General features: G+C 47.9%; 13 protein-coding genes and 1 other annotated feature. All 13 genes read left to right on the top strand.

Features of this window, described 5'->3' with window-relative positions; translation table 11 throughout:
- Nucleotides 1-84: 84 nt before the first annotated feature.
- Nucleotides 85-1,668 (top strand): LysM peptidoglycan-binding domain-containing protein, encoded by a 1,584-nt coding sequence (locus tag MKY44_RS22455; protein WP_341008650.1) that lies wholly within the window; start codon nt 85-87, stop codon nt 1,666-1,668.
- Nucleotides 1,669-1,823: 155 nt separating this feature from the next.
- Nucleotides 1,824-2,105 (top strand) — a binding site (T-box leader).
- A 61-nt stretch (nt 2,106-2,166) separates the two neighbouring features.
- Entirely contained in the window at nt 2,167-4,833 is a 2,667-nt protein-coding gene (locus MKY44_RS22450) for a valine--tRNA ligase (RefSeq protein WP_341008649.1), read from the top strand.
- 78 nt (nt 4,834-4,911) lie between these two features.
- Entirely contained in the window at nt 4,912-6,288 is a 1,377-nt protein-coding gene (locus MKY44_RS22445) for a bifunctional folylpolyglutamate synthase/dihydrofolate synthase (RefSeq protein ID WP_341008647.1), read from the top strand.
- Nucleotides 6,289-6,344: 56 nt separating this feature from the next.
- Nucleotides 6,345-7,664, top strand: a complete 1,320-nt coding sequence (murC, locus tag MKY44_RS22440) for a UDP-N-acetylmuramate--L-alanine ligase (protein WP_341009926.1) — start codon at nt 6,345-6,347, stop codon at nt 7,662-7,664.
- A gap of 116 nt (nt 7,665-7,780) precedes the next feature.
- Nucleotides 7,781-9,010, top strand: coding sequence for an SPOR domain-containing protein (locus MKY44_RS22435; RefSeq protein ID WP_341008646.1), 1,230 nt, complete (start codon nt 7,781-7,783; stop codon nt 9,008-9,010).
- A gap of 145 nt (nt 9,011-9,155) precedes the next feature.
- Nucleotides 9,156-9,398, top strand: a complete 243-nt coding sequence (locus tag MKY44_RS22430) for a DUF4321 domain-containing protein (RefSeq protein ID WP_036605903.1) — start codon at nt 9,156-9,158, stop codon at nt 9,396-9,398.
- A gap of 94 nt (nt 9,399-9,492) precedes the next feature.
- Nucleotides 9,493-10,104: a Maf family protein gene (locus MKY44_RS22425; RefSeq protein WP_036673538.1), complete on the top strand. Its 612-nt coding sequence runs from the start codon at nt 9,493-9,495 to the stop codon at nt 10,102-10,104.
- 37 nt (nt 10,105-10,141) lie between these two features.
- The gene (gene radC / locus MKY44_RS22420; RefSeq protein WP_341008643.1) at nt 10,142-10,831 is read left to right on the top strand and encodes a RadC family protein; all 690 of its coding nucleotides are present in this window, start codon (nt 10,142-10,144) and stop codon (nt 10,829-10,831) included.
- A 183-nt stretch (nt 10,832-11,014) separates the two neighbouring features.
- Nucleotides 11,015-12,049, top strand: a complete 1,035-nt coding sequence (locus MKY44_RS22415) for a rod shape-determining protein (protein ID WP_017692612.1) — start codon at nt 11,015-11,017, stop codon at nt 12,047-12,049.
- 185 nt (nt 12,050-12,234) lie between these two features.
- A complete protein-coding gene (gene mreC / locus MKY44_RS22410; RefSeq protein ID WP_124117730.1) occupies nt 12,235-13,107 on the top strand; it encodes a rod shape-determining protein MreC in 873 nt (290 codons plus the stop codon).
- Complete coding sequence (mreD, locus tag MKY44_RS22405) at nt 13,107-13,640, top strand: rod shape-determining protein MreD (protein ID WP_091037552.1); 534 nt, start codon at nt 13,107-13,109, stop codon at nt 13,638-13,640. Before mreC ends, mreD begins: the two co-directional genes overlap by 1 nt.
- A 74-nt stretch (nt 13,641-13,714) precedes the next feature.
- Nucleotides 13,715-14,377: a septum site-determining protein MinC gene (gene minC, locus MKY44_RS22400; protein WP_017692615.1), complete on the top strand. Its 663-nt coding sequence runs from the start codon at nt 13,715-13,717 to the stop codon at nt 14,375-14,377.
- Nucleotides 14,378-14,380: 3 nt separating this feature from the next.
- Nucleotides 14,381-15,175: a septum site-determining protein MinD gene (gene minD, locus MKY44_RS22395; protein WP_017692616.1), complete on the top strand. Its 795-nt coding sequence runs from the start codon at nt 14,381-14,383 to the stop codon at nt 15,173-15,175.
- Nucleotides 15,176-15,190: the final 15 nt, after the last annotated feature.

The raw sequence follows: 15,190 nt of genomic DNA, 5'->3' as shown, positions 1-15,190 counted from the left end.
GATGGGGTAACGAAGGATTTGGACCATGGATCAGTCCCATGAGAAGGATCATGGTGAACATATGCCGAAAGGAGGACGCCACCTTTGTTGAATCAACCTTATGGTTTGCGGTTCGATATTTATGAGCGCGTTCATTTGTCTGAGGGAGTCCCTGCGATTGAGGAATTGGAGGAGATTGAACTATACCCGCGCATTCAAGTCATAGGGCAGGATGATCATGCCACGTTAAGAGGGCATCTTTTACTTACAGGTGCGTACAGAGGAGAAAATGAGGTTTCAGAGGAGCTCAAACATTTTATTCCCGTGGAGATCACAGTGCCGCTGAATCGGGTCAGATCGATTGAGGATATTTCCATCGAGATCGAAAATTTTGACGTGGATCTGTTATCCAATCGCAGTCTGAACATTACAGGCGTGTTGTCGTTGCGAGGCATCGAGGGCTTTCCTGTTGAAGAGCCACAAGTGTGGTCAGCAGATGAGTTTACAGTTGTTCATTCACCTGATGCTCAGCAATCCAACCGTTCTGATGAAGCAGCACAGACAGGCAGCGACCCCAACACATTTGCACAAGAGTACCTGCTCCAGCGGAGTGAGGAAGAGAGACTTGCGAATGCAGCAGAACTTGCATACGGTGCTCCGGAATTCGCTGACCTGTCCACAAGGGAAGAGACATTAAGGAATAGCGAAGAATGGCAGCAAGAATATGCGGGTTCGTCATCGGCCGAGCCACTTCAACCTGAGGAGCAAAGTGCGGAGTACGCTAACGAAAACAGACAACCTGATGCAAACGAAGATCCCGCATCTCTGACAGCGAATGGGGATGAATTGGCATCTCATGAGCAATACAGCGAACCTTCTCCGATCTCGTCATTTATGGCTGAGACCGCAGATCGATTAGCTTCTTACCCTGAGTCGGAACCATTGCTGCCTCTGGAAGATGAGTCTTCGGGTTGGTCCGAGCCTTCCGTGGATGCATTGCCTGCGAACTCGAGAAGTGCAGATCAAGCAGTCTCAGAGCCTACTGCTCAATCATCTAATGAGTTGGCAGCACCGGATGTACCGGACGCACCAGAGGTATGGCACTTCGAATCAGCGAGATCTGTACCTCAGCAGGAGAATCAGGCAGTTGCCGATGTCCCGGGCGAATCACAGGCGGAGAACTGGCAAGGTGTATTTGCTTCGTCCGAACCAGGCAACGCTGAGGAAGACCGGCCGTCTTTTGAAACGACTGGGGTAGACGAGTTCGTACAGAACGAAGCATTTGTTCCTGAACCTGTGGCTGAGACGGAAGACAAGCCGGAGCTGAAGGTTGCTTTTGGCAGCAAAAAAGAATCCGCACCACGGCAAGAAGAGGGCGTAGGTATCTCTTCCTTGTTATCCTCCGGCAGAGCGGCACGCGATGCTGAAGTGGAGCGAGGCGATGAAGTTCCTGCGGGTGTGGTACAGGAAGAAACGTATCCAGCTGATGATGTGGAATGGAAGAACCTGTTCCTGGGAACGATCGTGGACCAGACCCCATTCCGCAAGGTGAAACTTTGCATCGTTCAGCGAGAAGATACACTGGATGCCATTGCAGATCGATATCAATTGAGCACGAGGGAACTTCAGTTGTATAACCGATTATCTGAGCAGGTTGTGGAAGAAGGTCAGATATTGTACATCCCTTAATCCGTAGTTAAAGCCTTCGTTACGACCCGTGATCCCCTTGAGGATTGCGGGTTTTTGCATGATTCGTCCCAAACCTGCATTCCAGCGCTCTTTATCCGCTGTTGTCAGGTTGACTATCGCGCACGAGCAAGGTATGATGTGTGTAGGTTTTTTGAAGAACAACGTGGAACGGGAGTAGTAGACAGTATGACCTTTCAGAGAGTGGAATTGCAACGCTGTGAGATTCCGCAGGAACCAACTGATCGAAGTCGCCCGGGAGTTGCCTGTTTGAATACAAGGGATGAATGAGATCAATCGTCATTTATTTCTGAGGTAGGATGGGCCGGTAGCAGCCGTTATCTGCTTGAAGTGTCACGTCATGTACAGAGGGTGAAGTCTATCTTGCTGTAGGCGTGAAACAAAGGTGGTACCGCGAAAGCTAACCTTTCGTCCTTTGATGGATGAAAGGTTTTTTTTGTTTTTTTTGGCGAAGATGATGAAGTAACGGAGGAATGACACATGTCTGAGGAAAAAAAATCAGCTGCAACAGAAATGCCGACCACTTACGATCCTAAGGCGGCAGAGGATAAATGGTACTCCACCTGGATGGAACGTGAATATTTCAAAGCCGGTCAACGTAAAGATGCCGAGCCGTATACGATTGTAATTCCACCCCCAAATGTGACCGGGATGCTGCACATCGGGCATGCGCTCGACTTTACACTGCAAGATATTCTGATCCGTACGAAACGGATGCAGGGCTACGACGCACTATGGCTTCCGGGTTCCGACCATGCAGGTATTGCTACCCAAACCAAAGTGGAGCAGAAGCTGCGTGAAGAAGGTCTGACTCGTTATGATCTGGGACGTGAGAAGTTTCTGGAGAAAGTATGGGACTGGAAAGATCAATATGCCACTACCATTCGTCAGCAATGGGGCAAAATGGGATTGTCGCTTGATTACTCACGTGAACGTTTTACGCTGGATGAAGGTCTGTCCCAAGCGGTTCGCAAAGTATTTGTTCAACTGTATGAAAAAGGCCTTATTTACCGAGGCAAACGCATCATTAACTGGGACCCGGTGAACCGGACAGCTCTGTCCGACATTGAGGTTGAATATAAAGAAGTACAGGGTCACTTGTACCATCTGCGGTACCCGCTCAAAGACGGAAGTGGCTACGTTACAGTGGCAACAACACGTCCTGAAACGATGCTGGGAGATACAGCAGTTGCTGTTCATCCGAAAGATGAGCGCTATGCAGATATGATTGGTAAAGTACTTGTACTGCCTATCATTGGACGAGAAATTCCAATTATTGCTGATGATTATGTGGATAAAGAGTTTGGAAGTGGTGCTGTTAAAATCACGCCTGCGCATGATCCAAATGACTTTGAAGTAGGTCTTCGTCATGATCTGCCCCAAATTACGGTAATGGATGAGAGCGGCACAATGAATGCTGAGGCAGGCAAGTATCAGGGACTGGATCGCAGTGACTGCCGCAAGCAGATTGTTGCTGACTTGAAAGAGCAGGGTGTATTGATCAACATTGAGGATCACACGCATCAGGTTGGACACAGTGAACGTACCGGAGCTGTTGTTGAACCGTATCTGTCTACACAGTGGTTCGTTGAGATGAAGCCACTTGCAGAGAGAGCGATTAAAAAACAACAGAGCGGCGAAGGGGTTAATTTTGTTCCGGATCGTTTTGAGAAAACCTATCTGAACTGGATCGAGAACGTTCGTGACTGGTGTATTTCCCGTCAACTGTGGTGGGGACATCGTATTCCTGCCTGGTATGATGAGGAAACGGGTGAAATCATCGTATCTGCTGAAGATCCAACAACGCTGCCAGAGAATGCTGGTCGCAAGCTGAGACAGGATGAAGACGTACTCGATACTTGGTTTAGCTCAGGCTTATGGCCATTCTCCACACTAGGCTGGCCGGAAGATACGGAAGACCTGAAACGTTATTATCCGACAAGTGTACTTGTGACAGGGTATGACATCATATATTTCTGGGTTGCACGTATGATTTTCACTGCACTGGAATTCACCGATGAGATTCCGTTCAAGGATGTGCTGATGCATGGTCTTGTTCGTGATGCAGATGGACGCAAAATGTCCAAATCACTGGGCAACGGTGTAGATCCGCTGGATGTGATTGAGAAATACGGCGCAGATGCAATGCGTTACATGATCTCAACCAGCAGCACGCCAGGTCAGGATCTCCGTTTCCGTTGGGAACGGGTGGAGCAGGCTCGTAATTTTGCCAACAAGATCTGGAATGCTTCGCGCTTTGCATTGATGAATCTGGAAGGATTCACCTATGAGGAACGTGACATCAGTGGAGAGCTTGGTACAGCGGATTATTGGATTTTGCACCGTCTGAACGAAACTTCCCGCGATATTACGCGTCTAATCGAAGCGTATGAATTTGGGGAAACGGGTCGTGTGTTGTATAACTTTATCTGGGATGACCTGTGTGACTGGTACATCGAGTTTGCTAAGCTGTCCTTCTATGGGGAAGATCCGGTTGCCAAGAAGAAAACACAATCCGTGCTTGCTTATGTTCTGGATCAGACGATGCGCCTGATTCATCCGTTTATGCCATACATCTCCGAAGAGATCTGGCAGCATCTGCCGCATGAAGGTGAGACCATTACGTTGGCAGCATGGCCGGTATATGATCCTGCTCTTGAGAACCCAGAGGCTGTTGCCGAGATGAACCTGCTCATGGATACCATTCGTGCAGTTCGAAACATTCGTGCAGAAGTGAACGTGCCGATGAGCAAAAAGATCGAGTTGATGGTCAAAGCAAATAGTGCTGAGACGTCCAGCATCATTGCGCGTAACAGTCACTACATCAAACGTTTCTGTAATACGTCCGAGTTCGATAGTGGGCTGGATCTAAGCTCACCGGATAAGGCGATGACTGCGATCATTACGGGGGCAGAACTATACTTGCCGCTCGCAGGTCTTATTGATATCGAGCAGGAAGTGGCTCGTTTGGAGAAAGAGTTGCAGAACCTTGAGGGCGAAGTTCTCCGTGTAGAGAAAAAGCTGGCTAACGAAGGCTTTGTAGCCAAAGCTCCTGCCAAAGTTATTGAGGAAGAGCGCGCCAAGCAAGCAGATTATTCCGATAAACGGGATAAAGTGATTGCACGAATCAAGGAACTTAAAGGTTAATATATTTGGGTCGGATGGAGAGCCATTATGCCATCCGGCCGCTTTTTTCACTCAAACTCGGGACCGAAGGTGAATCAGATGACGGAATTAGACGGGACAGATGCAGCAACTCCTTTACTTACGTATAACGAGGCCGTGGACTGGATCAATGGCCTTATTCCTTTTGGCATCCGACCTGGATTGGAACGAATCGAGAGTCTGATGTCCATGTTAGGAAATCCACACCAACGTCTCAAATTTATTCATGTCGCGGGAACGAACGGCAAAGGTTCGACTTGCGCTTTTTTGACGTCAGTGCTTCTTCAGGCTGGATATGATGTGGGTACCTTTACGTCGCCTTATATCACCAAGTTTACAAACCGTTTTCAATACAACGGTGAGGATATTCCTGAAGAAATCCTGCTTAAGCTCTCGAACCGATTACATCCACTGGTCATGGAAATGGCCTCCACTCCGCTTGGATCACCCACGATGTTTGAGGTGTCCACGGCTCTGGCGCTTCTGTACTATGCAGAGGAGTGTTACCCTGACGTTGTGGTATGGGAGACGGGGCTAGGGGGAAGGATGGACGTAACGAATATTGTCGCACCTGTTGTGTCCGTCATCACCAACATTGGTATGGATCATACGGATGTGCTTGGAGATACGATTGAGCAGATTGCTGGAGAAAAGGCAGGTATTATCAAGCCGGGAGTACCCGTTGTGACTTGCGCGACTCAACCCGAAGCTGTGAAGGTGATTCAGGAGAAAGCACAGCAGCTTCAATCAAGCGTGTATCTGGCTGGAGATCAATTCTCTTATCATAGACTGGACAGCAATGAGAACGGACAATCTTTTCATTTTACAGGCCCGTTCCGTGATCTGGACGTTCGCATACGCATGCAGGGCTCACATCAATGTGACAATGCAGCGGCCGCACTTATGGTGCTTGAATTGCTTAGACAATACATGGCATTTATGCTGGATGACAACGATATTGCACTTGGACTGGAGAATGCTTTCTGGGCAGGAAGATTCGAAAAAGTCGTCGATGAACCCCGAATTGTGCTCGATGGAGCACATAATCCGGAAGGGGCAGAGTCACTGGCCAAGAGCATTATGGATGTCTATCCGCACAACAAGTTAATTTTGATGATGGGTATGTTGGCAAATAAGCATCACGAAGCGTATTTGCAGCATATACTGCCACTAGTGGATACGCTGATCCTGACCGAGCCAGATTTCCGACGCAAAATGGATGCAGCCGAATTGCTGCAGATTGTCGAACGGGTACGTCCCGCCATTGCGAAGCAGGAACTGGAAATCATCGTCGAGCCCGAATGGGCAAAGGCACTTGATCTATTGAAGTCACGGACGGAAGCGGAAGATCTGGGGGTGGTCTCCGGCACACTGTACCTGATTGCGGATGTGCGGGCAGCCCTTTTGCATCAAACCGATTCTGAAAAAGGTTGGTGAAAGTTTTGTTAAATACATCGGAACACGTTCATTTTATAGGGATTGGCGGATATGGCATGAGTGCCATCGCAAGAGTTATGTTGGAAATGGGATACACCGTTACCGGATCGGATGTCGCTTCACAGGAGTTGACCGAGAAGTTGGCAGCCAAGGGAGCGAAAATATATATCGGACATACGGCAGAGCACGTCACTGGAGCAGATCTTGTTGTCTACTCTACAGCAGCTCCTGCTGATAATGTGGAACGGGTAGCAGCTGCAGAGCTGAACATTCCGATTCTGCATCGTTCCCAGATGCTTGCACGTTTGTTGAACGAACGTAAAGGTGTGGCTGTAGCTGGGGCTCATGGTAAAACAACCACTTCATCCATGATTGCACTTGTTATGGATAAATGTGATACAGATCCGACATACATTATTGGCGGAGAAATCATGAATGTGGGTACCAACGCGAAGGCCGGTCAAGGCGACTGGGTAGTCGCTGAAGCGGACGAGAGCGATGGTTCGTTTTTGCAGTACCATCCATGGCTCGGTATTGTAACCAATATTGAGGCAGATCATCTGGAGAATTACAACAGTGATTTTGAGGAGCTCAAAAGGGCTTATGTGCAGTTCCTGAGCCAGATTCGTCCGGAAGGAACAGCGATTGTGTGTTCTGACGACGAGAATGTTCAAGCGATTTTGCCAGAACTCAAGTCACGGATTACAACCTATGGTATTGATCGTGCAGCAGATTATACGGCAACGGATATTGTACTGGGCGATCGCCGTATCTCCTTTACGATGAATCATCAGGGTGTTGCTATGGGCACGGTGGAACTATCAGTGCCGGGTAAGCATAACGTTTATAATGCGATGGCTACTGTGATTACCTGTCTGGAAGCAGGGATTCCATTTGAGAAGATTGTGGCAGCTATCATCCAGTTCCACGGAGCCAAACGCAGATTCCAGGTATTGGGCGAGGCGCGTGATATGCTGATCATCGATGATTATGCTCATCACCCGACTGAGATTGAAGCTACCATTAGTGCCGCCAAGGCAACGGGCAAACGCATTATTGCGGTATTCCAGCCACAGCGTTATACGCGGACGTTCTTCCTGCTGGATGCGTTCAGTCGTGCTTTCGCGGAAGCTGATGAAGTGCTTATTACCGATATCTATTCTCCTGCGGGCGAAAAACAGATCGAAGGGGTAACCTCAGCCAAACTGGTTGAACTGATCGTTCAAAACAGTAATGCTTCTGCACGTTACCTTCCTACAAAAGAAGAAGTTGTCGCTGATTTGCAGCATCGTCTGCAGCCAGGAGATCTTGTGATTACGATGGGTGCAGGTGATATTTGGAAAGTCGGCGATACACTTGCCAAAGGTTTGAAATAGATCAATTGAGAAATCGCCTGTCTTCGATACGAAGCAGGCGTTTTTTGCGTTATATGGAATGTATTCTCCAGTCTCTGCATATAGCTTATATAAATGGGACAAAGGAGAGGGTACGGGTGAGCAATGCTAGAATGACGTTTCGCTTCGGGGATCATGAGTCGGACAAGCCTGAAAACAAGAGGATATCCGCGTCCAGTCCATTGGTGACGTTAAGTGAAGAATTACCGCATAATCAACCGCTAACGCCTAAGCAGATGGATACAACCCCATCATGGACGCCTGAGGATATCCCCGGAGACTGGGGAGAGACGGTGCTGACAAGCTCTACTGTACCTGAACCTGACGAGCGGGTGAGTCATGATTCGAACTTGAACTTGGATGAGAACCATTATTTTGGGAACCGTTCCGGTTACGGTTATGTTAATCACACCGATAATCTGGAGGAAGAGCGTCGTGATCTGTCCAATACACATGATGATCAAGGCCACGACTGGCTTGCAGATTCGGAAAACTATTCCTATAAACGCAATCGCCCTCCAAGGGGATGGAAAATGATTGGTTCTGTTACCGGGGCGCTTGTTACCGGAGCACTCTTTGGTATGGTTATTCTCTCATTTTTTAATAAAGAAGGAGCCGCGAAGCCAGGTGATCTTCTGCCCGTCAATCAGGCGGTTTCCACCGTGACGGGTCAGGAGGGGGCTGCTGGTACAGAGCAAGAGCTTCAGACAGCTACGACTGGCAGCACGTATTATGCACTTCAATACGGCGTATTCAGTTCTCCTGAACGAGCTGAGCAGGCCAAGCTTGAGCTGGCTCAGGCAGGTATAGCCGCAGGTTCTGATCCTGAAGATGGCAATAGAGTATATGCAGGCATTTCGGCTGATCGTGAAGAGGCCAAGCTACTTAGCTCCAGGCTAAAAGCCCAGGGAGTTGAACTGTACGTCAAAGAGATTGTGAACCCTGAGATCAATCCGGCTATATTCGGTGGCAAACAAGAGGATGTGCAGCTTTTCTTCACGAACAGTTCTGCACTGGTGGAACAATTATCTACCTTGTCCATTCAGCAACTGGGACAGTCTGCTCCGGCAGCAGTCTCTACAGAAACGATGACTGCGATTCAGAATAAGCATCAGTCATGGATGACGGGATTGAATAGTCTTACACCTGGTCTGACCGCAGATGTACAACCTATTATTGGTGGAATGGAGAAATCAATGAACAGTGCAATTACGGCTATCTCGGAGTACAACAAAAACCCGGATGATGTGCACATGTGGTCCGTGCAGTCCGATCTGATGGAATATGTACTGCAGCAGAAAAAATGGCTCGAAGCGATTAAGCAGTAACATGCTCTTTCCCATAACAACGCTTGGAAATACCTATCCGGCAAGGAACTGGAAATAGTTCCCCTTGCCGGATTTGTGTTTGTATTGACGTACAAAACCCCGTATAATAATGTGGGTGTCAAAAAATGGCGAGGGAAGATTACCGATGAAAAAAAACTTCGGCATGTTATTGCTGTTTCTGCTGCTCGGCTGGATGGCCGGAGCGTGGATCGCCAAGGCACTGCAGCCTGTAAAGGCAGTAGCCTTTCTTACGAAAGCCACGACCATACGTTGGTCGCCACAGGCTGATCTGGATATTATCAGTTATAATATTTCACTTCAATTTCAAATGAGCCTTCTGAGTCTGATCGGTATGATTGCCGCTGTGTGGCTGTATCGCAGACTGTAGGAGAATGACGAGTTATGACGAAAAAAATTAAACCAGTGACATCTATTATCGTGATCCGGACAGGATGTTGCCGTGGCATAAGGAGCCGTTCATTTTGGATAACACACAACAGCGCCCTATTATTCTGGCCTCCACATCGCCTCGGCGCAAAGAACTGATCGCATCACTCCACCTAGCGTTTGATGTAATACCAAGTCATGCCAATGAAGATACACCACCAGAGTGGACACCTGAACAGACGGTACAGGAACTTGCTTTGCGCAAGGCGCTTGCCGTGTATCGCGGGCTTGAAGGCCGCGAGCAGGAAGCCATTATTGTTGGTAGTGACACCGTTGTGGTTCTGGATGGTGAGATTCTAGGCAAACCTTTAGACGAAGCGGATGCTGAACGTATGTTATCCCGGCTGCAGGGCCGCGTACATCGGGTGTTTACGGGCGTCGCTTGTATTGATGCCGGCAATGGACAGTCGTTAGTTCATTACCGCCAGACCGATGTAACGATGAAAGAGCTGTCGGATGCGACCATCCGTGCTTATGTGCAGACAGGTGAGCCTTCAGATAAGGCAGGATCATATGCCATTCAGGGCATTGGTGCTTCACTGATCGACCGCATTGAAGGATGTTATTTTAATGTGGTTGGCTTGCCGCTATCTTTGCTAAGTGATATGTTGGACGGGTTCGGCGTACATGTGTTGCCACGAACATGAATGAAGCCAAATGTTGTGAAATGAAAAGAGGGAACATATGGAGTCGCCTCAATACATGATGCGCGACATCCCCCAGGAAGAACGCCCGAGAGAACGCATGATGGAATACGGGGCGGGCGCCTTAAGCCATGCTGAATTGCTGGCAATTTTACTTCGAACAGGCACAAGACAGGAATCCGCGGTGCATATGGCACAGCGGATTCTGGCCGAAGCGGGTGGCATTCGCTCGTTGATGGATTTGAGTCTGGAAGAACTGACCGGGATGAAAGGGATTGGCAATGCCAAGGCTGTGCAATTGAAAGCCGGCATTGAGCTGGGTCATCGGATTGCCAAAAGCAGACTTACACAGTCGACTTCAATTCGTACACCGCGTGATGCAGCTGATATCCTGATCGAACAATTGCGTTACTTGCAAAAAGAACATTTTGTGTGTCTCTTTCTGAATAGCAAAAATCATATTATTGCCCAGGAAACACTCTCCATGGGCAGCCTTAACGCTTCGATTGTACATCCACGTGAAGTGTTCCGGGCTGCCATCAAATGCAGCAGCGCATCGATTGTGTGCGCACACAACCATCCGAGTGGTGATCCTACGCCCAGTCCGGAGGATATCCAAATAACCAAGAGACTGATTGAAGCAGGCGCTATTGTTGGCATTGACGTGCTTGATCATATTATTATCGGAGATGGAACGTACGTAAGTTTGAAGGAGAAGGGCTTAGTATAATATAATGGTTGGCGTTGATGTTTTCCTATGAATGTTAACGGCGTTGTCCGTAAAAGATAGGTTCACTTTACAAATGCAAAAAAACAAATGCGAATATTAGCTCCACGTATTGCGTGGGAATAAAATTATTACGCTCTGGATCAGAATGGGGCGGCTATATGAGGCAGAAAAGGAGATTATGTTATGTTTGGTGGTTTTACGAAAGATTTGGGTATTGACTTGGGGACAGCAAATACGTTGGTTTATGTACGAGGAAAAGGAATTGTGGTGCGAGAACCTTCGGTTGTCGCTATACGGACAGATACAAATAGCATCGAGGCAGTAGGTGAAGCCGCCAAAAAAATGATTGGACGTACACCAGGTAACATTCGTGCCATTCGTCCAATGAAAGATGGCGTTATTGCCGATTTCGATACAACGGCAACAATGATCAAATATTTTATCCGTGAGGCGCAGAAACAGCGCTCCATGTTCCAACGTCATCCAAACGTGATGGTATGTGTACCGTCCGGGATCACGGCAGTAGAACAACGTGCGGTTGAAGATGCAACCAAACAGGCTGGAGCACGTGAAGCCTATACAATTGAAGAGCCCTTTGCTGCTGCAATCGGTGCAGATCTGCCTGTATGGGAACCAACGGGTAGTATGGTTGTCGATATTGGTGGCGGTACAACGGAAGTGGCTGTTATCTCTCTTGGTGGTATTGTAACGAGCCGTTCGGTTCGTGTAGCAGGTGACGAGATGGATGAATCCGTTATCCAGTACATCAAACGCCAATACAATCTCATGATCGGTGAGCGTACATCGGAGCAATTGAAGATGGACATCGGATCAGCTATGCCATTGGAACAAGTAGAAACGATGGAAATTCGTGGACGTGACCTTGTAACAGGTCTGCCGAAGACAATTACGATTACTTCGGACGAGATCAGTGAAGCGCTGGCTGATACCGTGAATGCAATTGTTGAAGCTGTAAAAGTAACACTGGAAAAATGCCCGCCTGAACTTGCAGCCGATATCATGGATCGGGGTATCGTTCTTACAGGTGGTGGGGCGTTGCTTCGCAACCTGGACAAGCTTCTTGCTGGTGAGACAGGAATGCCTGTCATTGTGGCTGAGAACCCGCTGGATTGTGTAGCAATCGGAACAGGTAAAGCGCTAGAGAATATTCATTTGTTCAAAAGCAGAAGCAGTTCGGCAGTTCGTTCCAAACGTTAATTGGTATTTGCCTAACTTGGCATAGCGACCAAGTGGCAAGATATCTTTATAGAGGACCCGGTTAACCCCGGGGATGAGCTATTACCCGCTTAACAGGGGAGGATCGGCTGATATTCTCGCAGGGACTACAGGTCTGACAGTCTCCCCGCCGGGCATGGCTCGGAAGAGAATATGGATGTTAGAGGGTGTTCGAACTGTTTAAACTGCTAGGCAACAAAAGACTTTTTGTTTTGCTGGTGGGCCTTGTTACATTTATCGCGTTAATGGGCTTTACGCTCAGTCCGCGAACCACTCTATCCTGGCCGGAGAAATTCCTGAAGGATTCAGTTGGATTTGTACAATACGTATTTTACAAGCCCGCTTCCTATGTAGCGGGCTTTTTCAAAGATGTAGCGAACATGCGTACGGTATATGATGAGAATGAAGAGCTTCGCATCGCAATGGGTCACTATACCCGGGATCGGCTGAAGTACAATGATATGGAGCAAGTGAATGAGCAACTTCAGAAAGCGCTCAATTTCACAGAAGAACAGAAGAATCGCTATAATTACGGTTCACGAATTGCTCAGGTTATCAGTGCCAATTCGGATCCAAATAGCAGAACCATTAACATTGATATCGGTGAAAATGCGGGAATCAAGCCGGGGATGGCCGTTACCTCCCAGGAAGGGCTGGTCGGTGTGATCAGTCATGTCAGCTCATATACATCAACGGTCAATCTGTTAACGTCCATGGACGCCAATGATCCGACATCCAATGCCATTGCAGCAACGGCGGTAGGTAAAGAGAAAGTGTTTGGCATGATTGAGAGCTACGATCCGAAGACGGGCATGCTCAAGATGACCAAAATCTCGGAGGATTCTAATATCCAAAAGGATGATGAGATTATCTCCTCCGGAATTATTAACAATTTTCCGAAGTACATGCGGATTGGTAAAGTGAAGAGTGTCGAGAAAAGTGAGTATGGTTTAACCAAAACAGCTACAATTGAGCCATATGCAAGTTTCCTTGACTGGAAAGAGCTGATTGTCATTATCCCGCCTGAGGTAAAAGAATAATGGTAACGCGCAAGCAAGTTCTGTTCCTGTTACTATTCGTTTTGTTCATTGCGGAAGGCACAATTTTGCCGCTGCTCATCCCTTCTGGCTGGCACATGCGTATTTCTGCCAATCTGGTCTATATCGTAATTTTGTTTATCGCTGTATATCATCATCGTCATACGGCACTAGTACTCGGTATATTTTTTGGACTATTGCATGACGTTGTATTCTACGGCGAGATGATTGGACCTTATGGATTCTCGATGGGCTTATCGGCATACATGATGGGACTCATTTTTCAAGCACCACGCGCACCACTGCCGGTTATGGTATCGGTTGTCATTTTGGGAAGTCTGCTTAATGACACCATGCTATTTTTCCTGTACAAGCTCTTCCAACTTAACCACGTGACCTTTGACTGGGCGTTGATTGAATACATGATTCCTAATTTGTTCATTCATTTTGTGTTTGCCTTGATCATTTATGTCCCCCTTCGGAAACAACTGGAGCGGATCGGCAAAAGACGGAGCAAGACAGAAGAAGCTTCCTAAATACATTTATGGAGCGCAAAGCAGGAACTTGGGGCCCCGGGCACGAAATGTAATGAGATGGGAGGGACAGGCTTATGACGGTAAAATCGAATCACGTAACGATTAAAGGCATCCGAGACGGCCTGGTTTTCCTGTTGGACGATCAATGTGAATTCGAGGAATTGCTCTATGAGCTCCGCTATAAGCTGGAACACAGCCATCAAAATATTTTGACCGGACCGATTGTTCATGTGGATATCAAGTTGGGTGCCCGCGAAGTGACAGAGGACCAGAAAGAAGCAATCCTCGATATATTGAAGCAAAAAGGGAATCTGCTTATTCGATCCATCGACTCACCTGCACTCCAACCGGAGGTTAAAGGACCACCGCCGATTGTAACCATGTGTGGTATGGTGCGTTCAGGTCAGGTGCTTCATCATGAAGGAAATCTCCTGTTTCTTGGGGATATCAATCCGGGGGGCACAGTGACGTGTACCGGAGATATATATGTGTTGGGTTCACTCAGAGGTATGGCTCATGCCGGAATTGGCGGGGACGAGGAAGCGATTATTGCCGCTTCGGTATTTGCACCGACGCAGCTACGGATTGCGGATATCATCAGTCGTCCTCCCGATGAATGGGAGAGCCGAGAGACCGGAATGGAATTTGCTTACTTACAGGACAATCAGATGCAGATAGACAAAATGAGCAATATCGTTCGGTTACGCCGAGATTTTAATGTGTTTAAAGGAGTGTAGCTCATGGGAGAGGCGATCGTGATCACTTCGGGTAAAGGCGGCGTGGGTAAAACAACCACCTCGGCAAACATCGGGACAGCGCTGGCGCTGCTCGGCAAAAAGGTTTGTCTGGTAGATACCGATATCGGCCTTCGTAATTTGGATGTCGTGATGGGACTCGAAAACCGTATTATTTACGATCTGTGCGACGTTGCAGACGGCCGCTGCCGTCTGAATCAGGCTTTGGTCAAAGACAAGCGTTTCGAAGAATTATATATGTTGCCTGCGGCGCAGACGAGAGACAAAAACTCAGTGTCGCCAGAACAGGTCAAGGATATTATCCTTGAATTAAAAAAAGATTTTGAATACGTCATTATTGATTGCCCAGCCGGTATAGAGCAGGGTTTCAAAAATGCGGTAGCAGGAGCAGACCAAGCCATCGTAGTCACTACACCGGAAAATGCTGCAGTACGTGATGCAGATCGTGTCATCGGCCTGCTGGAGAGTTCGCACATTCAATCACCAAAGCTGGTGGTGAATCGAATTCGCAATAATATGGTTAAATCGGGTGACATGTTAGATATCGATGGTATTTTACAAGTACTTAATATTGACCTGATTGGCATCGTGCCTGATGATGAACTGGTCATCAAAGCGGCCAATTCAGGAGAACCTACGGTCATGAATCCGGATTCACTTGCGGCAATTGCGTATCGCAACATTGCACGACGCATTCTGGGAGATACGGTCCCATTGATGCAGCTGGAGCAGAAAAAGGGAGCTTTTACTCGTTTCAAAAAGTTCTTGGGAATGGGTTAACTCATTTAAATGGAC

Source organism: Paenibacillus sp. FSL R7-0026, assembly GCF_038004485.1.
GTDB classification, from domain to species: Bacteria; Bacillota; Bacilli; order Paenibacillales; family Paenibacillaceae; genus Paenibacillus; species Paenibacillus xylanexedens_A.
The sequence above is the reverse complement of the archived record's forward strand: the minus strand, read 5'-3'. Positions and strand labels throughout refer to the sequence as shown.

What these genes read in the sequence shown, in the direction of transcription:
- radC (WP_341008643.1), top strand. Translation starts at nt 10,142, where the DNA reads ATGGAGTCGCCTCAATACATGATGCGCGACATCCCCCAGGAAGAACGC.
- minC (WP_017692615.1), top strand. Translation starts at nt 13,715, where the DNA reads ATGACGGTAAAATCGAATCACGTAACGATTAAAGGCATCCGAGACGGC.
- MKY44_RS22415 (WP_017692612.1), top strand. Translation starts at nt 11,015, where the DNA reads ATGTTTGGTGGTTTTACGAAAGATTTGGGTATTGACTTGGGGACAGCA.
- murC (WP_341009926.1), top strand. Translation starts at nt 6,345, where the DNA reads ATGAGTGCCATCGCAAGAGTTATGTTGGAAATGGGATACACCGTTACC.
- MKY44_RS22430 (WP_036605903.1), top strand. Translation starts at nt 9,156, where the DNA reads ATGAAAAAAAACTTCGGCATGTTATTGCTGTTTCTGCTGCTCGGCTGG.
- MKY44_RS22445 (WP_341008647.1), top strand. Translation starts at nt 4,912, where the DNA reads ATGACGGAATTAGACGGGACAGATGCAGCAACTCCTTTACTTACGTAT.
- mreD (WP_091037552.1), top strand. Translation starts at nt 13,107, where the DNA reads ATGGTAACGCGCAAGCAAGTTCTGTTCCTGTTACTATTCGTTTTGTTC.
- MKY44_RS22450 (WP_341008649.1), top strand. Translation starts at nt 2,167, where the DNA reads ATGTCTGAGGAAAAAAAATCAGCTGCAACAGAAATGCCGACCACTTAC.
- minD (WP_017692616.1), top strand. Translation starts at nt 14,381, where the DNA reads ATGGGAGAGGCGATCGTGATCACTTCGGGTAAAGGCGGCGTGGGTAAA.